20 protein-coding genes are annotated in these 23,122 nt (G+C 30.6%); all 20 read right to left on the reverse strand.

All coding sequences use genetic code 11. The features are described 5' to 3' along the window. Complete coding sequence (locus PZA12_RS20500) at positions 1 to 426, reverse strand: chemotaxis protein CheW (protein WP_171772488.1); 426 nt, start codon at positions 424 to 426, stop codon at positions 1 to 3. 821 nt (positions 427 to 1,247) lie between these two features. Further along, positions 1,248 to 2,294: an HD-GYP domain-containing protein gene (locus tag PZA12_RS20505; protein ID WP_077840267.1), complete on the reverse strand. Its 1,047-nt coding sequence runs from the start codon at positions 2,292 to 2,294 to the stop codon at positions 1,248 to 1,250. Between the two features lie 258 nt (positions 2,295 to 2,552). Continuing rightward, complete coding sequence (locus PZA12_RS20510; protein ID WP_078114606.1) at positions 2,553 to 4,241, reverse strand: sulfate adenylyltransferase subunit 1; 1,689 nt, start codon at positions 4,239 to 4,241, stop codon at positions 2,553 to 2,555. Position 4,242: 1 nt separating this feature from the next. After that, entirely contained in the window at positions 4,243 to 5,142 is a 900-nt protein-coding gene (gene cysD / locus PZA12_RS20515) for a sulfate adenylyltransferase subunit CysD (protein WP_023973163.1), read from the reverse strand. A gap of 68 nt (positions 5,143 to 5,210) precedes the next feature. Continuing rightward, on the reverse strand, positions 5,211 to 5,528 hold the full coding sequence (locus tag PZA12_RS20520; protein ID WP_065418791.1) for a 4Fe-4S dicluster domain-containing protein: 318 nt from the start codon (positions 5,526 to 5,528) through the stop codon (positions 5,211 to 5,213). Beyond that, entirely contained in the window at positions 5,512 to 7,218 is a 1,707-nt protein-coding gene (locus PZA12_RS20525) for an adenylyl-sulfate reductase subunit alpha (protein WP_078114605.1), read from the reverse strand. Before PZA12_RS20525 ends, PZA12_RS20520 begins: the two co-directional genes overlap by 17 nt. Before the next feature lie 136 nt (positions 7,219 to 7,354). Next, positions 7,355 to 8,419, reverse strand: a complete 1,065-nt coding sequence (locus PZA12_RS20530; RefSeq protein ID WP_012060347.1) for a sulfate/molybdate ABC transporter ATP-binding protein — start codon at positions 8,417 to 8,419, stop codon at positions 7,355 to 7,357. Between the two features lie 5 nt (positions 8,420 to 8,424). Then, positions 8,425 to 9,240 carry a sulfate ABC transporter permease subunit CysW gene (gene cysW, locus PZA12_RS20535; RefSeq protein WP_171773054.1) on the reverse strand — a complete coding sequence of 272 codons (816 nt, stop codon included), beginning with the start codon at positions 9,238 to 9,240 and terminating at the stop codon, positions 8,425 to 8,427. A 27-nt stretch (positions 9,241 to 9,267) separates the two neighbouring features. Beyond that, positions 9,268 to 10,092 (reverse strand): sulfate ABC transporter permease subunit CysT, encoded by an 825-nt coding sequence (gene cysT, locus PZA12_RS20540; protein ID WP_078114603.1) that lies wholly within the window; start codon positions 10,090 to 10,092, stop codon positions 9,268 to 9,270. A 197-nt stretch (positions 10,093 to 10,289) separates the two neighbouring features. Next, the gene (locus PZA12_RS20545) at positions 10,290 to 11,333 is read right to left on the reverse strand and encodes a sulfate ABC transporter substrate-binding protein (protein ID WP_078114602.1); all 1,044 of its coding nucleotides are present in this window, start codon (positions 11,331 to 11,333) and stop codon (positions 10,290 to 10,292) included. Positions 11,334 to 11,885: 552 nt separating this feature from the next. Beyond that, positions 11,886 to 12,935 carry a sulfate ABC transporter substrate-binding protein gene (locus PZA12_RS20550; RefSeq protein WP_078114601.1) on the reverse strand — a complete coding sequence of 350 codons (1,050 nt, stop codon included), beginning with the start codon at positions 12,933 to 12,935 and terminating at the stop codon, positions 11,886 to 11,888. Positions 12,936 to 13,396: 461 nt separating this feature from the next. After that, on the reverse strand, positions 13,397 to 13,561 hold the full coding sequence (locus tag PZA12_RS20555) for a FeoB-associated Cys-rich membrane protein (RefSeq protein WP_077845291.1): 165 nt from the start codon (positions 13,559 to 13,561) through the stop codon (positions 13,397 to 13,399). A 63-nt stretch (positions 13,562 to 13,624) separates the two neighbouring features. Continuing rightward, positions 13,625 to 15,775, reverse strand: a complete 2,151-nt coding sequence (gene feoB, locus PZA12_RS20560; RefSeq protein ID WP_078114600.1) for a ferrous iron transport protein B — start codon at positions 15,773 to 15,775, stop codon at positions 13,625 to 13,627. Between the two features lie 74 nt (positions 15,776 to 15,849). Beyond that, positions 15,850 to 16,071, reverse strand: coding sequence for a FeoA family protein (locus PZA12_RS20565; RefSeq protein ID WP_012060354.1), 222 nt, complete (start codon positions 16,069 to 16,071; stop codon positions 15,850 to 15,852). Positions 16,072 to 16,084: 13 nt separating this feature from the next. Next, a complete protein-coding gene (locus PZA12_RS20570; protein ID WP_012060355.1) occupies positions 16,085 to 16,294 on the reverse strand; it encodes a FeoA family protein in 210 nt (69 codons plus the stop codon). An 809-nt stretch (positions 16,295 to 17,103) separates the two neighbouring features. Next, positions 17,104 to 18,312 carry an NADP-dependent isocitrate dehydrogenase gene (locus PZA12_RS20575; protein ID WP_078114599.1) on the reverse strand — a complete coding sequence of 403 codons (1,209 nt, stop codon included), beginning with the start codon at positions 18,310 to 18,312 and terminating at the stop codon, positions 17,104 to 17,106. Between the two features lie 317 nt (positions 18,313 to 18,629). Continuing rightward, positions 18,630 to 19,418, reverse strand: a complete 789-nt coding sequence (locus tag PZA12_RS20580) for a phage replisome organizer N-terminal domain-containing protein (RefSeq protein ID WP_423221171.1) — start codon at positions 19,416 to 19,418, stop codon at positions 18,630 to 18,632. Positions 19,419 to 19,727: 309 nt separating this feature from the next. Continuing rightward, positions 19,728 to 20,018, reverse strand: a complete 291-nt coding sequence (locus PZA12_RS20585) for a hypothetical protein (protein WP_012060358.1) — start codon at positions 20,016 to 20,018, stop codon at positions 19,728 to 19,730. 205 nt (positions 20,019 to 20,223) lie between these two features. After that, entirely contained in the window at positions 20,224 to 21,141 is a 918-nt protein-coding gene (locus PZA12_RS20590) for a CPBP family intramembrane glutamic endopeptidase (protein WP_078114597.1), read from the reverse strand. A gap of 505 nt (positions 21,142 to 21,646) precedes the next feature. After that, on the reverse strand, positions 21,647 to 23,119 hold the full coding sequence (locus PZA12_RS20595) for a glutamate synthase subunit beta (protein ID WP_078114596.1): 1,473 nt from the start codon (positions 23,117 to 23,119) through the stop codon (positions 21,647 to 21,649). Between the last annotated feature and the right edge of the window lie 3 nt (positions 23,120 to 23,122).

Here is a 23,122-nt window from a genome sequence, read left to right on the forward strand (position 1 = left end):
CTAATCATGAAGAACTACATCTATCTTCAATAAACTTATTACTCCATTCCCCGTAATTCCTATTCCTTCAAAGTACTCCCCATCAATACCTGCAACAACTTTTGGCGTTGGTTGGATATCATTGAATTGTATAACTGAGTCAACCTTGTCCACAATTATACCAATCATCTCTTCTCTACTTTTTACCACTATTATTCTAGTTTCTTTAGTTCTAGCGCATTCTATTAGTTTAAACCTTTTATGTAAATTGACTACCGGAATTACCTTTCCTCTTAAATTAATAACGCCTTCCAAAAAGAACTTACTATTATGTGTTGGAGATATTTGCTGCATCCTAATAATTTCATAAACATCACTAATTTTAAGAGCATACTTCTCACTTGCTAATTCAAAAGCAATATGTTGAATATCCAATAAATCATTCATATAATATTCCTCCACAAATATTTAGTAAAATTCACTATAATCTTTTTAAAGTGTCCACTAAATAATCTTCTTTATATGGTTTTATAATCAAGCCTTCTCACATCCCCTCCTACAAATACAAGTTCATTAATATTTTTTTATTTTTTATAATTTAATTTTATATACGTTTCAAAAACTAATATTTAATTATCTGCACCACAAAAAAATATTGATTCCTACTAATTTTATAGTATAATTTTTAGTCTTATTTGTCAATAATGATATTATATTGTTCAAAGTGGCAATATATTGTACTAATTGGTATTATCATCTAATAGTTTTTATTAATTTATATAATTAAATGATGTTTTCATATTGAAATTTCATTTTACCTTTTCTATAAATTTCTACAAAAAAAAATAGACTCAAGTAGCTTAAAATCTACTTCGAGCCTATATTTGCTGTAAAACACCACATCTAATTCGTAATTTATATTCTATTTACTTTTTTTCATTAATAAAAGTTTCTATCTATACACACTAAAATTCCAATTTTATTTAGCTATATTATTTCCAAAAATGGAATTATGATTCGACATCTATATAGAGATTTTTTTATAATTTTTTTAAATTTATATTATGCTCATCCTAAAATTAATAGAATTTTTAACTAGTATATTTCTTATTATATATGTTGCAATTCACAATGCACATTTCACAATTCACAATTACAGCTATAATTCTTGTGATATTTTTAGAATTATGATGAAGAATTATTTTTGCAATATATATGAAACAGTATTTTTTAAGTTTTAAATTTCCACATTTCTATATTACTAAATATTATACAAATATATCACTTATATCCAAATCTGTTCTTCTTGAAAAATCAATAAGTTCATTATTAATTTTTACAATGGGACTTAATATATCATTGGGCGGTATATACATAATTTCACCCATCCTGCCATCCTCAAGCTTTACCTTCATCCCTATATAATATGGGCTTATATTTTCTAAAAGTGTAAAAATAACTGATGTATCATATAATTTCATCCCTTCAGTCAAAAACATTTGAAATGTTTTAAATGGTGTTACTCCTTTCTTATATACTCTATTTGATGTCATCGCATCAAATGTATCTGCTGCTGCAACAATCTTTGCATTTAATGTAATATCTCTTCCTAGTTTTCCAAACGGATAGCCAGATCCATCGATTCTTTCATGGTGCATGAGTATTGCATCTTTTATACTTCTACTAAAATAATTATAATCATTTATTATATCATATCCCAAAATAGTATGTTTCTTAATTTCATCAAATTCTTCTCTTGTTAGCCTACTTGGCTTGTTCAATATTTCATTGTCTATTTTAATCTTGCCGATATCATGAAGAAGTCCCGATTCAATAATTTCCTTAACTGTGTCTGAAGATAAATTCATCCACTTTGCTATAAGCATTGAATATATTGCTACATTTATACAATGCGTATAAGTATATTCATCTGCTTCCTTTAACGCAGCTAAACACTTAATTATAATGTTAGGTTCATCTAAATACTTTATTATTGATTTAGATATTTTAGAAATACTCTCAGTATTCATGTTATCCGTTGTAATTAATTCATTTATTACCTCTTTAATATTGTATATACTTACATCATAGTCCTCTTTAAATTCTTTAATTTTATCAATATTGCTCTTGCCCAAGCTATTGTTTCCTTCAGAAACATAGATATAAATACTATATTCACCAAGACTAATCAATTTATCTATTATATATGAATTAAGTATTGTATTTTTAGACGCTAATTTTAAACCATTACATATTATATCCTCAGCCAAAATCATACCAGGTTTACAATCAAACAATAATATTTTATGTTTCATAAAATTAATCACCTCTATCCATCTACATTAAACTTTATCATCAAATAATTTCTTTTTCAATAAAACAAATATAAATATAGTATATTTTTCCTTATATTATAACATAATAATACATTATATAATTTGAAATCTAGTAATTGTATTTATTATTAGTAAAGGTGACTAAAAAAGCCTCAAAAACAATTTTCCAATCATTTTCGAGGCTTCTTTAATTTATTTTATATATTCTATATTCAAGAGAACCCGTTTATGCATTTTCTATTTAGTACTATGAAAAACTACTTTTCTATAAGTCTCAAATTTAACCCATTTATTCAAGAACTCTCCTAGAGTTTTCTCGTTAGTTTCTTTGTATTCATTTAAGAATTTTGCAATTTCCTCATTAGAATTTACCCCAACTTCAAATCCTCTACCATTAATAACTGGAACTTCTTGATATTTATAATCGTCAATAGATTTAATATTAGTAATCTTCTTATCACGTACTTCGATTGCTACTCCATCGCGAAGAACTAATAAATCAAAAGTCTCTGGATATTCATAACTATCGCCTTTTATTGGAAGTTCATTACCTATAGTATAAGTCTTTTCTTCTGGCTTATATTTGAAGATAGATAAAGTTTCTGTATCATAATAGAATTCTTCAAAAATATCTCCTCTTGCTTTTAATTCATTATGTTCAAAAGCAAATTTTGCATTTTTAGTATCATTATTATGAACATCTTCTATAACACCACAAGCTGATGTCATATTAGTGATACGGTCTATTAAAATAAGTTCTCCTAATGTTTTATGTGCATCAAACTTATCAACAACTATCTTTTCAGATAATAAAATATCACATGCTGCTATTTCATTTTTTGTTAAATAACCAGTTGGTAAATGCTCTCCAGTGTTAACATCAATTTTATATTTTACATCTGTAACAACACCAGTCAACATCTTAGTACCTACTTTTACAAAGTATTCTTTACCAGCTGTTAATTCTGAGTCATCCATCCAAAGAATCTTTGCACTAATTAGCTTACTTGTAGTAATATCAGTTCCTTTTGTAAGTACACAGCCTCTTGATACATCAACTTCTTTATTAAGTTGTATTGTAACAGCTTGACCTTTTCCTGCATTTTGTGATTCCCTATCAGTAATATGAATACTTTTTACTAATGCTTTTTCATTGCTAGGAAGTGTCGTAATTTCATCTCCTACAGAAATGCTTCCAGCTTCAATTTCACCTTGGAATCCTCTGAAAGTATGATTTGGTCTACATACTCTTTGAACAGGCATATAGAAACCTTCTTCAGACTTACTATCAATCTCTACATTTTCTAGATATGGTAAAAGTGCTTCCCCTGCATACCATGGAGTATTTTCTGATTTCTTAGTAACGTTGTCTCCTTCTGTAGCTGACACAGGAATTATATTAACATTTTCTAATGAAAGTTCATTTACTAGCCCCTTAATTTGCTCTTCAATTTCTAGAAATCTTTCTTGACTGTAGCCTACTAAATCAATCTTATTAACTGCAAATACAAAATTCTTTACACCCATTAAGGAACAAATTCTTGCATGTCTTCTTGTTTGAACTAATACCCCTTGCTTTGCATCTATCAATATAATAGCAAGCTCTGCAAAGGATGCACCTACAGCCATGTTTCTAGTATATTCTTCATGCCCTGGAGTATCTGCTACTATAAAACTTCTATTATCAGTTGTAAAATAACGATATGCGACGTCTATTGTAATTCCTTGCTCACGTTCCGCCATTAAGCCATCTAATAATAGAGAATAGTCTATTGCTCCACCTCTGCTTCCAACTTTGCTATCTAATTCTAAAGCTTTTTCTTGGTCTGCATATAAAAGCTTTGAATCATATAAAATATGCCCAATAAGAGTAGATTTTCCGTCATCTACACTACCACATGTTATAAACTTTAATAAGCTCTTCATCTTAGAAATACCCCTCTCTCTTTCTTCTTTCCATACTACCTGCTGCTTCACTATCAATAACTCTAGTTGTTCTTTCAGATGATACGGCACTAAGGGTTTCCTCAATAATCGCATCCAAAGTAACTGCATCTGATTCAAAACCACCTGTTAATGGATAACATCCAAGGGTTCTAAATCTTATTTTTTTATGCTCAACTTTTTCACCTGGTAATAACTTCAATCTATCATCATCTACCATAATAATATTGCCATCACGCTCAATGCATGGTCTTTCTTTTGCAAAATATAAAGGAACTATATCAATATTTTCACGCTTTATATACTGCCAGATATCATTTTCAGTCCAATTTGAAATTGGGAAAACTCTCATACTTTCACCTTTATTTATTTTAGTGTTATAAAGCTTCCACATTTCTGGTCTTTGATTTTTAGGATCCCATGCTTGTGCTTCATTTCTGAAAGAGAAAATTCTTTCCTTTGCACGAGATTTTTCTTCATCACGACGTCCTCCGCCGAATGCTGCTGTAAATCCATATTTACTCAAACCTTGTTTTAAAGCTTGTGTCTTCATGATATCAGTATATGCTGAACCGTGATCAAAAGGATTAATCCCTTGCTTTATGCCTTCTTCATTTGAATGGACAATCATCTCAATTCCTAATTTTTCTGCCGTCTTATCACGAAATTCGATCATTTCTTTAAACTTCCATGTTGTATCTATATGCATGAAAGGAAATGGTGGCTTTTCAGGATAAAATGCTTTCATTGCAAGATGTAACATAACAGAACTGTCTTTACCAATTGAATATAGCATTACTGGCTTTTCACATTCTGCTGCTACTTCTCTAATAATATAAATTGCTTCTGCTTCTAATTTATCAAGATGTGATAATTCGCTCATATATTAGTCCCCCTATTTGCTAATCTAAATTTTTAAATATATTTATTGTGAATTGTGTATTGCATTTATTAATATTGATTTGAATCCTTACGGTTTATCTTAATTGAATGCTCTGTTCCATCAGTTTCTTCAATCTTCCAATCTGCAATATCATCTTTAAATTTAACTGTAAGTTTGCTTCCTCTTCCACCCATATCTGCTCCTAGATATAATGAAATCGAGCCTGTAGGGCATTCTTTTATGCAAGAAGAGCATCCCCAGCAATCTTTAGGATATTTTATATATACTTTCTTGCCATCTTCAGTTGATTTTATAAGACTTCCTGGACACACAGCTAAACATCTTTTGCATCCTATGCATTTATTTTTATTAATTGCTATGCTCATATGTTTCACCTCTTCCCACTAAATCTCTATATAACATTGTAAGTTTGCCATCTACAAGCTTCGAATTAACATATTTTAACCATTCATCGCTTTTCTCTGGATAATCAAGATTTTCTGCAAAGCTGTGCCATCTAGTTTCTTTTCTCGCTTTTAAATGGGCAATTACAGATTTACAAAGAGTAAGTCTCTCTTTTAACTCATATACAAACATCAATTCATGCATATCTTCTGCATAAAGACTTTCACTCAATTTCTCAATTTGCTCAATTTTCTCCATTGCAAGTTCAAGTTGCTTTTCATTGAACTGATAACTACTTCCAATTCCACCTGCATAAGTATCCATTACTTTCTGCATCGCTTCTTCAAGTTGTTCAAAATTGAATATCTGATTTTCAGAGTTTAATACTTTTTCAACTTCTTCTTTCTTTTTCTTTATAAGTAAATCTTCTTCAGCTGTTGATAAAGTAACAACATCTTTATCACTATTATTTATTGCTTCAACTGCTGCCTTTGCTGCAATTTCGCCTTCTACTAGTGCTCCTGTAACATACTTTTGTGGACATCCACCAGCTACATCACCTGCTGCATAAAGACCTTTTATTGTAGTTTCTCTTTTAGTATCAACCCAATATCCACTAGCAGTATGCCCACCTACTATGTATGGTTCTGTTCCTTCAATTTCTACATTCTGCTCACTTGGGTTTTTACCTGACTCTATCCATTTTAAAGTTTGGCTAGGAGCCATGTTTAAATATGCTTTCTTTAATTCTTCATCTTGAGCAGAGGTAATTCCTTCTGTTCTTAAATAACAAGGCCCTCTTCCCTCTTGATTTTCCTTTACTGTTCCATAAACTCTTTCTGATGTAGTTAGACCATATTTTGTTTCATAAACTTCTCCTTTTGAATTTACCTGCTTTGCTCCTACACCTTGAGCAATTGTACCTGTTGGAGCAATTGTGTCCTTACATCTCAAAGCAATAAATCTCATTTCAAAAGTAGTCATTTCAGCCCCTGCTTTTATTCCCATTGAATACCCTGCACCAGTGTTGAAAGGAGGATACCACATTTTATGTCTTGAAAAACCTGGATTGTTAGGTTTGTAAAGACCTGCTGCTCCACCAGTTGCGCATATTACTTTTTTTGCTCTAATTTCATATAGAATTTCTTCTTCTACACCAACTGCAAAAGCACCAAGTATCTGATTATCTTTTACAATATAATCAATAACATTAACTTGATTCATAACAGTAACATCATTTAGTTCCTGCACTGCATCTGCTAAAATAGGTTTAATATTTTCACCATTAATTTTTATATTTCTATTTCCTCTAGCCACATATTCGCCATTTTCATCTTTTAAAATAACAAGCCCTAAATCCTCTAACTTTTTTGTTACCTTATTTAAACCTTGTGACATTGTAAGAAGTAGATCTTCACGCACAATATTATCTGCATCCTTTTTTGCATAATCAACATAGTCTTCAGGAGTTCTTCCTTTTACTATATATGCATTGATTGCATTTACTCCGGCTGCTAAGCATCCGCTTCTCTTAATATTAGCTTTTTCAAGGATAAGTACGGATGCATTAGAATTTTCACGTATGGTTAAGGCCGCATAGCACCCAGCAGTACCTCCTCCAATAATTAATATATCAGTTTCTAATTGTTTTACTTGAACGTTCTTACTCATAGCATATCTCCTTTTTTTAAGGTCAATATTTACTAAATAAACACAGAGATTATTATTCCCTGCATTTTTAAACACTGATTTTTATTTATACAAAGCTCAAATATATTTAATCTTTGTCTTTATTCATGGATGATATTTAAATAAATACAGACATTTCTTCTGTTTTAATCTTATTTTCCACAACATTTGCACTTTTTTCATCAAATGCATAAACTCTATGGATTAAAACGAAAACTTCTTCACCAATTTTTAATTCTTCATCTTCCAAGCTACGGTATCCATAAAATATTTGGTTCCCTACCTGTACATCTATTTCAAGATTATTTCCTCTAAATGCAATACCTTTTACAATTCCTTTTTCTGCTGCAAGAGGAGTCAAAATCTCCTTATCATTTTTAGCAATTTGTATAAACTCAGGACGTACTATCGCCTTTGTTTCTTTAGGGTTTACAACTTCAAATCCTTTTAGCTTAGTATAATCATCTATTAGATTCGATTCACCAATAAATTGTGCTACGAAATGAGTCTTTGGATTCTTATATATCTCAACCGGACTACCTTTCTGCTCAATTTTCCCTCTATTTGTTATTATTATTTCATCTGCTACTTCTACCGCTTCATCTTGGTCATGGGTTACAAAGATGCTTGTTATTCCTAATTTAGATATCGTTTCTCTAAGCCATCTTCTAAGTTCTTTTCTTACCTTAGCATCAATTGCTGCAAAAGGCTCATCTAGTAGTAACAGCTGTGGGTTAGGTGCAAGTGCTCTAGCAAAAGCTACACGTTGTCTTTGTCCACCAGACAATTGACCTGGATACCTTTTTTCAAGGCCCTTAAGGCCAATAAGTTCTATAAGTTCCATAACCCTCTCATGTATATAATCTTTTTTAGCTTTTTGTACCACAAGACCAAACGCTACATTATCATAAACTGTCATATGACGAAATAGAGCATAACTTTGAAATACAAAGCCAATTCCTCTTTTTCCTGGTTCTATGTCATTGACTTTTACTCCATTAATAATGATATCTCCTTCATCTGGAGTTTCAAGACCTGCTATCATTCTAAGTATAGTAGTCTTGCCACTTCCACTTGGACCTAAGAGACCAATTAATTTTCCCTGCTCTATCCTAAAACTAACATTGTCAGATGCCTTATAATCTCCGAATCTTTTATTAATATTCTTTAGTTCCACATACATACATACTAGACCCCCTTCTTAGTTTTCCATTCCACAATATTACGTAATATTAAGACCATAATCGCAATAATTACCAATATAGAAGCGACTGCAAAAGCTGCTGAAAATTGATATTCGTTATATAAGATTTCAATGTGTAATGGTAAAGTATTGGTCTTTCCTCTAATATGACCAGATACTACTGATACTGCCCCAAATTCTCCCATTGCTCTTGCTGCACAAAGTATTACTCCATATATAAGACCCCATTTAATATTTGGAAGAGTTATTTTTCTAAATATATTAAATCCGTTAGCTCCCATCATTGCTGCTGCTTCTTCTTCATCAGTTCCCTGAGCATTCATTAAAGGTATTATTTCTCTTGCTACAAACGGAAACGTTACAAATATTGTTGCTAATATTATTCCTGGCACAGCAAAGACTATTTTTATATTATTTTGAATTAAAATATTCTCTAGAAAGCTCCCTTTTCCAAAAGATAATACAAATATTAGTCCTGCAATAACAGGCGAAATTGCAAATGGCAGATCAATTAAAGTTCCTAGCAAGTTCTTCCCTCTAAATTTAAATTTTGTTATAGCCCAAGCAACACATATACCAAAGATGGTATTCATGATTGTTGCTATTAACGTAGCAATTAATGTAAGATTCATAGCTTTAAGAGTATATCCATCTGAAATTGCTTTAATATATGCACCAAATCCTTTAGCCAATGCTTCGGAAATTATAGATATCAATGGAATAATAAGCATTAGTATAAGAAAAAATATACTTATACCTATCAAACCGTATTTCAAGAATTTATTTTCGCTTCTATTCATAGATGTTTTTTTCACTCACTACTCACCTCATATCTGCTTTAATTTACTATTGTATAGTTGAATACCGTTTATAACGAATAGTATTAAGAATGAAGCGCCTAACATAACCAAAGCTATAGCAGTAGCGCCACTATAATCGTATTGTTCCAATCTTGACATAATCAAAAGAGGTGCAATTTCTGTTTTCATTGGAAGATTTCCTGCAATAAAAACTACGCTTCCATACTCACCAACCCCTCTTGCAAAGGCCAAACCAAATCCAGTTAATAGTGGCGCTGATATTTCTGGAAATATTACTTTGCAAAAAGTTCTTATTCTACTAGCTCCAAGCATTGCAGCAGCTTCTTCATATTGACCATCTAAATCTTCAAGAACCGGCTGAATTGTTCTTACAACAAATGGAATTCCTATAAATGTTAAGGCTATAACAATTCCTAAAATAGAAAATGATGATTTTATTCCAAATGAATAAAGTATTTTTCCTATCCAACCATTCTCAGAATATAAAGTAGTAAGTGAGATACCTGCAACAGCTGTTGGCAGTGCAAATGGTAAATCAATTATTCCGTCTATAAATCTTTTAAATGGAAAATCGTATCTAACTAAAACCCACGCTAAGATAACTCCAAATATGCTATTTATTATCGCTGCTACGAATGCAGCACCAAAACTTACCAAATATCCGTGCAATGTTCTAGCATTTAATACTGTACTAAGAAATTTATCTAATCCCATTCCCCCTGACTTTATGACTAAAGCTGATAAAGGAATTAAAACTATAAGGCTTAGGTAAACAAGAGAAAAACCCATTGTCAATCTAAATCCAGGAATAACTCTTTTTGTCTTGCTCATATTCATCCCCCACTCTAACAAAATAATTACATATTTAAAAACTTCTCTGATACCTAGCCACTTTTATCTCCTCTTATTTAAGTTTGATATAAAACTGGCAATCTCCCAGATTTGATTCTCCTTGATTGTATAAGTCCAACTAAAATTTCTTTTGATATCCCCACTTGAATTAATTTTCATTTTATAATCTAATATTCTTAGTTTTTAGGAATATAGATTTGGTCAAATGTTCCCCCATCTGAGAAATGAGTCTCTTGAGCTTTTTTCCATCCTCCAAATAAGGAATCATCTATTGTTACAAGATCCAATTTAGGAAATGTATCTTTATATTCCTCAGCAACGTCTTTATCCCTCGGTCTGTAATAGTTTTGAGCTACTAGTTCTTGTCCTTCTTTAGTATATAAGTAGTTCAAGTATCCTTCAGCGACCTCTTTAGTACCTCTTTTATCAGCAACTTCATCTACTACTGCAACTGATGGCTCTGTTAAAATACTTAAAGATGGAGTAACTATTTCATAATTATCCTTTCCAAGCTGTTGTAGTGATAACATAGCTTCATTTTCCCAAGCTATAAGAACATCACCTAATCCTCTTCTAACAAAACTAGTAGTTGCTCCTCTTGATCCTGAATCTAATACAACTACATTCGAATATAACTTGGACATAAACTCTTTTATAGAATTTTCGTCACCATTATATTTTTTTGATGCATACGCCCAGGCCGCTAAGTAATTCCATCTAGCTCCACCTGAAGTTTTTGGGTTTGGTGTCACAATCGAAACACCGTCTTTTGTTAAGTCATCCCAATCTTTTATATTCTTTGGATTTCCTTTTCTAACAAGAAAAACAATAGTTGACGTATATGGTGCACTATTTTCTTTAAATCTGCTTTGCCAATCACTATCCAAAAGGCCAGTTTTGCTTATAGCATCAATATCATATCCCAATGCTAAAGTCACAATATCAGCATCTAATCCTCCCATAACTGCCTGTGCTTGTGAACCAGATCCTCCATGAGATTGATCTATTGTTACATCTTGTCCAGTTTTTTCTTTCCAGTACTTTGTGAAACTTTCATTAAACTTAGTGTATAATTCTCTTGTAGGATCATATGATACATTCAAGAGCTCCACTGGTTTCTTGCTATTATCGCCACTAGTTCCTTGCTTTCCACATCCAACAAAAGCCCCAGTAATTAACGTAATAGAAAGCATCAAACATAAAATCCCAGTTTTTTTCACAATATTCTCCCCAATCTTTTTTCATAAATATTTATTGCTCATATGTAAAAAAATCAATATTCATATATGTTTAGTAGGGTTTTGATTAAATAACACCCTAGCAAATACCAAGTTTTAGCATACGTTGCAAACCACAATGCACATTTCACAATTCACAATTACGGCTAAAATTCTTGCAGTATTTTTAGAATTATGATGAATAATTATTTTTGCAAACTATGTCATAAAAACTTTATATCAATTACTATATAAAATAATGTTTTATGTGATAATTGACTACTTAACTAATTATGCATAATATCTTTTTATTTCCTACTAATTTTATAAACTTTATATGAAATATACTATAAGGGAATTTTATGCTTTTGTCAATAAAATCAGCTCAAAAATATTAATTTTTAACAAAAACCAAACTTACTAAATAAATATGTTAATTTTTATTTAGTAAGTTTTTGAAATTATTATTTTATTAAATCTTGCTTATATTCGAAAATCATTATAATCAATACTTATGATTTGGAAATAGTATTGGATTGACCTACTAATGGAATCCTATTTTTTAGGAATATAAATTTGATCAAATGTTCCTCCATCTGCGAAATGAGTTTCCTGAGCTTTTGCCCATCCTCCAAACTCGCTATCTATTGTAACTAAATTAACTTCTGGAAATGTGCTTTTATACTTTTCAGCAACTTCTTTATCTCTAGGTCTATAATAATTTTCTGCTGCTATTTCTTGTCCTTCTTTAGTATATAAATAATCCAAATACCCCTCCGCAACTTCTCTCGTTCCTTTTTTATCAACAACTTTATCAACTACAGCAACAGGAGGTTCTGCCAGGATACTTAATGATGGCACCACTATTTCATACTGATCTTTTCCAAGTTGATTAAGTGATAAAAGTGCTTCATTTTCCCATGCTATAAGTACATCACCTAATCCTCTCTCAACAAAACTTGTTGTTGCTCCCCTAGCTCCTGAATCCAATACTTCTACATTTGAATATAACTTTGACATAAAATCTTTTATAGCCTTTTCATCACCATTATACTTTTTCGATGCATAGGCCCAAGCTGCCAAGTAATTCCATCTAGCTCCCCCTGATGTTTTTGGATTTGGTGTTACTATCGAAACTCCATCCCTCGTTAAATCATCCCAGTCTTTTATATTCTTAGGATTTCCTTTCCTAACAAGAAAAACTATAGTCGATGTATATGGCGAACTATTTTCTTTAAATTTACTTTGCCAATCACTATTTACAAGCCCAGCTTGGCTTATAGCATCTATATCATAACCCAATGCTAAGGTTACAATATCAGCTTCCAATCCACCAATTACTGATTGTGCCTGTGCACCAGAGCCTCCATGAGATTGATTTATTGTTACATCTTGTCCAGTTTTATCCTTCCAATATTTTATAAAACTATCATTAAATTTTGTATATAATTCTCTTGTTGGATCATATGATACATTCAAAAGCTCTACAGGTTTTTTACTGTCCGAATTTTCACTATTATTAGTTTCTTGCTTTCCACAACCTATAAAAGCCCCCATTATTAAAGCTATAGAAAGCGTAACACTTAATATTCTCCTCTTTTTCATAATATTTGCCCCTTTCAATTTTATTATTTGTCATATATGTTTAGTAGGTTTTTAATTGTAATCACCTATCTAAATCTCAATTAAAGAATTTATAACAACATCAATAATTCGTATTATTTTATTGGTTATACTGATATTTGTTTTTAATCCCTATTATTTCAATAGGATTTATATGATTTATACTATAGTTTATATTATCCACTTTGTCAATACATTTATTCAAGAAAATTCCATTACCAAAATACACAGTCACTCCAGTTTCCCCTCCACAAATATAAACTTCAAGAAAAGAACAAAATCATAGGCGACTTTGGAATCTGGAAAATAAAAAAAAGTAGTTGCCTTAAACAACTACTTGATATATATGTTATGACATTAAAATCCAGTATGCTAGTAATATATTTGCTTATTTAATATTAAAATATAAGATTCTAAGCACAACATATTTAATTATTAACATTTTATTTTTGCTTTACCTTTATTCCGTGGCATGCATTAGCTGATGAACAACCGGAGCATCCACATCCGCAACCACTTTCTCCATTTTTAGCCTTTTTTATTTGCTTTCCTATCACAAATGCCATAAATCCAAATATTATACCAGCTAATATAATTGTTGCCACCATAATTATCACTCCTCAAATCTTAATCTAAGTAAACTATTATGCTCAAATCTAATTTCATAAACATTATTTTGTATAACTTAAATTAGCATTAATTACTTTTTCTTTTGATTCTTTTCTTCCTGTTGCTATAACTATAAATACTACAGCTACTGCAATTATAATTGAAACCACAGCTCCCAATAAACTTCCGACTCCTAATATATAATTACCAACTTGGTTAATAACAAGTGCAACGATATATGCAGTTGCTGTCTGGAATCCTATAGTAATGAATGTCCACTTCCAATTTCCCATTTCACGTCTTATTGTACCAATTGCCGCGAAACAAGGAGCACAAAGTAAATTGAATGCCATAAATGCAAATCCGCTTGCTGCTGTAAACATTGCACCAACGTTGCTGATTAATGTTGGATCAGTTTCAGATGCATCTGTTATTCCATATAAAACTCCAAATGTTCCAACAAGATTTTCCTTTGCAACAAGTCCTGTAACTGTTGAAACTGCTGATTGCCAATTTCCAAAGCCAAGTGGTGCAAATATAGGTGCAATAATATTTCCTAGACTTGCTAATATACTATTATCTGCGTCTACCATCTCGAATGACCAATTAAATGATTGTAAGAACCATACTGCTGCACAAGAAACTAAAATTATTGTTCCAGCTTTTGCTATAAATGCTTTTACCCTGTCCCACATATGAATAACTACACTTTTTGCGCTTGGTATATGATATTGTGGTAATTCCATAACGAATGGTGAAGGATCCCCAGAAAATAATTTTGTTTTCTTTAATATAATTCCACAAACAACAATCATTATTATTCCCAAGAAATATGCTGATGGAGCTACCCAAGCTGAATCATTAAAGAATGCTGATGCAATTAAAGCTATAATTGGTAACTTTGCACTACAAGGAATAAATGTAGTTAACATAATTGTCATTTTTCTATCTCTCTCATTTTCCATTGTACGTGTTGCCATAATACCAGGCACACCACAACCAGAGCTAATAAGCATTGGTATAAATGACTTACCTGAAAGACCAAACTTACGGAAAATTCTATCCATAATAAATGCTACACGAGCCATATATCCACAGTCTTCAAGTACAGATAAGAATAAGAATAATAGTATAATCTGTGGTACAAAACCAATTACTGAACCTACTCCACTAATTATTCCGTTAATAATTAACCCTTGTAACCAATCGGCTACATTTGCACTTGCCATCCAGTCTGAAGCACTTCCTTGAATTATCTCTCCAAATAATGTGTCATTAATCCAATCAGTTCCTATTGTTCCTATTGTTATTGCAATATAATATACTGCATACATAACAACCACAAAAATTGGCAATGCTAAGAAACGATTTGTAACAATTTTATCAATTTTGTCTGACGTTGTTTCTTTTCCATTGCTACTCTTTTTAATAGCACTTGAAACTACATCCCCTATAAATGCATATCTATCCGCAGTAACAATACTTTCACTATCATCATCAAGTTCATTTTCATATTTCTGTATTACTGCTTCTATATCACTTAATATGTTTTCTGGAAGTTTCAAATTATCTATTATGTTTTTATCACGCTCAAATAATTTTATAGAAAGCCAATTAATATTTACATCTTTACCTTGTATATTACCTTGGACAATTTTTTCTATCTCATCAAAAGCATCCCTAGCTTCTTTTGAAAATGGCACTTGAAAATTTGGCTTTTTCTTTGAATTAGCTATTTCTATAGCCTTTTCTGCTGCTGCTTTAACACCATTTCCTTTAAGTGCAGAGGTTTCAACTACTGGACACCCTAGAGTTTTTGATAATTTATTAATATCTATTTTATCTCCATTTTTCTCTACAATATCCATCATGTTAAGTGCTATAACAGTAGGAATTCCCAATTCCAAAATCTGAGTTGTTAAATATAAATTTCTTTCAATATTAGATGCATCCACAATATTAATTACCGCATCTGGTCTATCATTTATCATAAAATTACGTGTTACAACTTCTTCAAGGGTATATGGTGATAGAGAATAAACTCCTGGTAAATCGACAATTTCAACTTCCTTATGTCCTTTTAACTTACCACCTTTTTTTTCAACAGTTACCCCCGGCCAGTTACCAACGTATTGTGATGAACCTGTAAGTTCATTAAACATAGTTGTCTTTCCACAATTAGGGTTACCTGCAAGCCCTATTTTAATTGACATTTCTATTCCTCCTCATCACTATATATACCTTTCTTTATTAATTTGAACTATGGTATATATTTTTTTGTATTAAATTACTCTACAAGTATCATTTCTGCATCAGCTTTACGAAGTGATAATTCATATCCACGAACTGTTACCTCTATTGGATCTCCAAGTGGTGCCACTTTACGAACATACACTTCGCATCCTCTTGTTATTCCCATATCCATAATACGTCTACGAACAGGTCCTAAACCATCGACCTTCTTAACCTTAACAGTTTGTCCACATTTAATCTCCTTTAATGTGTTCATTATAAAAATCCTCCTAAACTATAATTCTGCTTGCCATTCTTTTATCTAATGCAACTCTGCTATCCTTAACATTTATTATTAGATTTCCTCCAAGTTCAGAAATAATTTTAACCGTTTCACCTGTAACAAACCCTAAACTGTTTAAAAATCTTTTTGTTTCATCATTTCCTGTAATCTTTTTAATATTCATTTCATTTCCCTTATTAGCTAATATTAATGGCATAACATTTCCCCCTTAATTAGATTCACTAATTTTTTCATAAATTATTTATGTATAATTCCTTACATTTTATCGTCAATTAAAGTCACAATCAATTGATAATGATTTTAATTAACTTCTCTATAAATAATAATATCACTTTTTACTCGTATTGAAAATGATTTTCAATAACTTTTTTCAAAAATTATACTTTCATCAATTGGTAACGTTTTATCATTGACGTTTTGCTTTTTTTGTTAATTTTTCTTGACTATTTTAACAATTTTATAATTATTCATATATTATTTGATTCTATGAACTTAATATAGCTTGAATGATTTTTCCATAAAAAATGAGAATTTTTATTGCAGATATCTATATTTTTACTAGCTAAATATATAGAATCTAGTCTTACTTGAAAACTTTATTAAGTAGAATTCTTAAACACATATCCTGTATTTCAATAATATTGCAAAAATAATTTTTCATAATGATTCTAAGAATATTGCATGAATTTTAGCCGTAATTCTGAATTGTGAAATGTGCATTGTGAATTGCAACATATATATGCATAATGTTATTAACTAAGTTTTCTATATGATTTTATATGCACTTATTCAAAATTTATATAAAAAATAGGCTATATAAAATAGAAAAACATTCTATTTCGTACAGCCTATTTTTATATACAAAATCTATATTGCAGTTAAGTTTCTACATTCCGAACATAACTAAACAATTGGTTTGCTATAGTTTTAAATGTAAATTTATTATTACAATATATATAACACTATTTTTACTTATTCCTAAATATTAAATCACGTGAGGGAAAATTAAAGTATTTCCTCCAAAGTTTTTCTTATAGCCTTAATAAAGTCAAATGTATTTAGTGTTTGAATATTATTATGCTCAGCAAGTAACGCTAAATCTTTAGTCATTATTCCATCTTCAATTGTTTTAATCGAAGCCTTTTCCAATTTGTCTGCAAAATTGACTAAAGCCTCATTATTGTCTAATTCTCCTCTTTTCCTTAAGGCTCCAGACCACGCAAATATTGTTGCGATAGAATTTGTTGACGTTTCTTCACCTTGTAAGTGTTTGTAATAATGCCTTTGAACAGTTCCATGCGCCGCTTCATATTCATAGTTTCCTTCTGGAGAAACAAGTACAGATGTCATCATTGCAAGTGAACCAAATGCCGTAGCAACCATATCACTCATCACGTCTCCATCATAGTTTTTACACGCCCAGATAATTCCACCTTCTGATTTAACAACTCTAGCAACAACATCATCAATTAACGTATAGAAATATTCAATGCCCGCCTCATCAAACTTAGCTTTATATTCTTCATCAAAGATATCTTGGAAAATATCCTTAAATGTATGATCATATTTCTTTGAAATTGTGTCCTTAGTTGCAAACCATAAATCTTGTTTAGTATCTAGTGCAAAATTAAAGCAAGCTCTTGCAAAACTTTCAATAGACTTATTAAGGTTATGCATACCAAGAACTACTCCATCACCTGCAAAGTTATGTACTAACTCTCTTTTTTCTTCGCCAGTCTCAGACGTAAATACAAGTTCACATTTACCTTTTCCTTCTATTTTCATTTCAACATCCCTATATACATCCCCATAAGCATGTCTCGCTATCGTAATAGGCTTTTTCCATGTTCTAACATATGGCTTCACTGGTTCTACTATAATTGGTGCTCTAAATACTGTTCCATCTAATATTGATCTTATAGTTCCATTAGGACTTTTCCACATTTCTTTTAAATTATACTCTTTAACTCTTGCTGCATTTGGTGTAATAGTTGCACATTTCACACCAACTTTATACTTTTTGATAGCTTCTGCAGCATCTACAGTAACTTGATCGTCAGTTTCATTTCTATACTCTAATCCAAGATCATAATATTCTGTATTTAATTCGATAAAAGGATTTAATAATTCCTCTTTTATTGCGCCCCAAATAATTCTTGTCATTTCATCTCCGTCCATTTCAACTAACGGAGTTGACATTTTTATTTTTTCCATATTTATTGCCTCCTATATTGCTTATATTTACTTTAAAAATCTTTAGACACTAACTTTCTTCTTTCTTTTAGATATCTTAATTTCTATAAATAATTATACAATATTAACGCCCTATTTTCAAACAATTAGCATTATTATATATGTTTTAATAATAAATTCACATTTAAATTTCTAATAAGCTAAGCACTTAATTAAGGCAAAATATCGAAACTCAATTTTAATATATATAATAATTCTTCATGATACTTCTAAAAATATTGCAAGAATTTTAACCGTAATTGTGAAATGTGCATTGTGAATTGCCATATATATTACAATCACTCAAAAGACCACTCAGATATTATAGTTTCTCCTTCTCCTAAAGTAATATCACCGTCACTAAGCCAGAAAATAGCATCATCCCTATGTCTATTATCTGTAGAATCATCCTCATCATACACTTCTATAATACTCTCATTTTTCTTTTTATTTACTTTTCTCTTCTTACCTACATCTTTTTTAACTTCAAAAATTACTGGAGAATTATTATGTTGATCAATCTCATCCTTCTTTACTTCCGTCACATTACTATTGTTATCAAATTCATTTTCACTATTTAGTTTTGGATTATCTACTTTTAAAAGTGGTATCTCATCATTCTTATTTTCTTTAACATCTACTTTTCCTTGTATATTAGTCTCATCTTTAGACCTTACTTCTGTCTCCTTATTTTTATCCATATCAGTCTTTTCTAAAATTCCTATTTCATTTTCTTTTTTTACAATTTCAGATTTTTCCTTGACTTTGATATTTTGATGCTTTGCAAAATTTTTCACCTTGTATATATTATTATCTACGATTTCGATCATTTCTAAATTCACTAGAACGTCTAACGCAGCTTTTACTTCACTTATCTCTCTATTAAATTCTATTGATAAGGTCTCTACTGTGTATGGAATATTTCTTGACATATATAATTCTCCCTCTTGATTTACCTTTCCAGCTAAAACAACCATCCTGTTCCAAACATAGTGAATAAGATCTCTATTAGACATTCTATCTATTATTTTAAATTTTGTGTCATCATACATATCTATTCTGAATCTCACATATCTTCTCTCTCTCATATTCATCAATCCCTTTCATATTTACATCTTATCGAGTTAATCCAAAAAAGGTTCTTACACTCAAAAAAAAGTTACTGATTGCAGAAATGTTCCGTATTGCAGCATAGCTGCTCTTTTCAGTAGTGCATAGCTGCTCTTTTTATCGGTGCACATTTATCCTTCCAATTAATATATACGCAAAAAAAGAAATATATAAAGGGTTCTAACAAATTTTTTTATCAAAATTATAATTTTCTAACTAAGTTATGCGTAATTATTTAGACAGCAAAAAAGCTCAGTTACCAAAAACTGAGCTTTAATATAAAAATATTATTTTTCTTTTTTGTCTACATCTTCATATTCGACATCAATAATTTCTCCAGTTGTATAGTCATCTACAGGAGTGCTGTAGACTTCCTTATCTCTATCATTATTATAATAGTTATTTAAATTCTTCTTTCTCTTTTTTTCTTTAAAAAATCCCACTATCTTCATAACAATATATATTATTACTCCTGCTATCAGAAGCCATGGAAGAATATGTAGAATTAATGATCCTACTAAAAATATTATACAAATTGTTCCTATAATATACATATATCTTTTAAATTCTCTGTTCATTACACTCAACCTCTATATTACTTAGTTTCTCATTTAGTTAAAAGCATATCTTAAGTATACCTTATGAATATAAAATTTACAACGTACATAACAAAATCGCAGTCGACTTTGGTTAAGTTCCGTATTGTGCTTCGCACTCTTTTCATATTTTAAGTTCCGTATTGTGCTTCGCACTCTTTTCATATGTGTAGATTTTTTACGTATTTTATGCTCTATACGGTATGAATTTATATGTCATTAAAATTGTTACTATAAGCAATGCTGTAACAACTATTCCTCCTTCTGGTCCAAAGCTTCCTCCATTAACTATATTTGAATTAATAGTTCTTATGGTATACATAGAATCTGTAACATTTCCACTTACCAAGAATCCAAAAATGTCACCCTGAAAATAATTCCAAGTTATATGATAACCTATGCACATCCATATATTTTTAGTCTTTATGAATAAATATCCCATAAAAATCCCAAATAAAAACAAGTTAATATATGCAAGTAAGCTGATTCCATGATTTAAAGAATGCATCAGCGAGAATATTACTGCTGATCCTAAAATAGGTATCCATGATATTTTAGTTTGTTTCAAAACAGTCATACAATACCCTCTAGCAAAAAGTTCTTCATTAATCCCAACAAAGATAAAAACAATAAGCTGCAAAAACAATGCTCTTGAAAAGTTTGGACTATTTAAACTATTCACTAGTTCAACTGATTTAGTACATAACAATATAATTGCAACTATAGTAAATGATATTGCGCCAAATAATAAGCCATAAAATAAATCTTTCCAGCCTCTTTTTATATTTATTAATCCAATATCTTTAACTTTTTTTCTATCTAGAACCTTCCAAAATAAAATTACAAAGAATATCATTAGTATACATTGTATTAAATTTAAAAATGCTCCTGGAAAAGAAGACATACTTAAAAGTTGTTCCGTAATATATCTTATTCCCTCGTCTCGCTTTGAAAGTAATTCTGGATTACTCATAAAGACAAATGTACTATATATGTTACCGAAGACAACTGATATTATAGTAGTAGATACAAAGAAACATAAGAAAACAAGTATTATCTTCCAACCAGGTCTTACTTGCTTACTATCATTACTAAAGATTTTCATTAACATCCTCCAATCAATTTCTCTTTTACAATTTTATTCTCTTTTAAAATATATATTTCTAAATCAACCCTTTTTCATAATTTATCCCTCAATGAGCATAATGTCCGCAGATTTAGTTTTAATATACATTCCTAGAGAGTAGAAAAATAGCTACCTCTATATTATATATATCTACTTAATATAAATTCATAAAGATATTCTTAATTATTAATTAAAATATCTATTTTATGCGAATCTATACTAAGTGTGGCGTTACTTTCCTAATATATGTGTTGCAATTCACAATTACAGCTAAGACTCTTGCAATATTTTTATAATTATGATGAAATATTATTTTTGCAATATATATACCATTTATAAACATGTTGGTCATAAAAACATTCTTCATAGAATCCAAGTACTTGCTTATTGTTATCTACTATTTCTAAATTAAAAATCTAATTTTCCCTAAAAAAATAAGAGTGATACTTCTAAATACTTAGAATATCACTCCTATTTCAATATGCTATTTTCTTAAGAATTCATTAACAGATATTCCTGCTCTTATTCCTTCATTTATAGCTGTAACAACCAATGATTGTCCACGTCTAGCATCACCTGTTGAAAATACTTTGTGTACATTAGTTTTAAAATCTTTTTCATTTGCTTTTATGTTGCTTCTTACATCTGATTCAACCCCAAAAGCTTCTTTAATGTAATTTTGTGAACCTGTGAAGCCCATTGCAAGCAATACAAGTTCGGCTTGATAAGTTTTTTCTGATCCTTCAACTGGCACTGGACCAAATCTTCCATTTTCGTCTTTCTTCCATTCAACTTTTACAGTATCAACACTTTCAAGATTTCCATCTTTATCTGCATTAAGACCAGTAACTGTAGTTAAATATTCTCTTGGATCCTTACCATAAAGGTCTATAAATTCTTCTTGTCCATAATCAACCTTAAGAACTTTAGGCCACTCTGGCCATGGATTATTAGCTCCTCTTTCTTTAAGAGGTTCACCCATTATTTCAAATTGAACTAATGATTTACATCCATGTCTAAGTGAAGTTCCAACGCAGTCTGTACCTGTATCCCCACCACCAATTACAATTACATTTTTATCTTGTGCTGAAATATAATTATTATCATCATGATTTGAGTCTAGAAGACTTTTTGTATTAGCTTTTAAGAAATCTACTGCAAAATGTACGCCTTTAACTTTATCTCTACCTTTTGCTACAAGATCCCTAGGCTCAGATGCACCAGTTGCAAGTACTACAGCATCATATTCATCTAATATTTCATTTGCATCATAATTTTCACCAATATTGGCGTTAGTTACAAACCTAATACCTTCCTCAGCCATAAGATTTATTCTTCTTAATATAACTTCTTTATCAAGCTTCATATTTGGAATACCATACATTAATAATCCACCTGGTCTATCACTTCTTTCAAAAACAGTAACTTTATGACCACATTTATTTAATGTATCTGCTGCTGCAAGTCCTGCTGGGCCTGATCCTATTACAGCAACTTTCTTTCCAGTTCTCTTAACTGGAGGATTAGCTTTAACTATTCCATTTTTAAAAGCAGTATCAATTATAGCTCTTTCATTTTCCTTTATAGTAACTGAAGGCCCATTTAACCCTGCTGTACATCCAGCTTCGCATGGAGCTGGACATACTCTTCCTGTAAATTCTGGGAATGGGTTAGTTTTATTTAATCTTTCATAAGCTAAATCCCATTTTCCTCTGTACACTAAATCATTCCATTCAGGAATTAGGTTATGAAGCGGACAACCAGATACCATACCTGAAAATAATACTCCTGATTGGCAGAATGGAACACCACAGTCCATACACCTTGCACCTTGAATGCTTTGCTTTTCTGCTGGAAGACTTAAATGAAATTCTTTATAGTCTTTTATTCTTTCTTTAGGTTCTCTATTTTTACCTACTTCTCTATCATACTCTAAAAATCCCGTTGGTTTACCCATTTT

This window comes from Clostridium beijerinckii (assembly GCF_036699995.1).
GTDB lineage: Bacteria > Bacillota > Clostridia > Clostridiales > Clostridiaceae > Clostridium > Clostridium helianthi.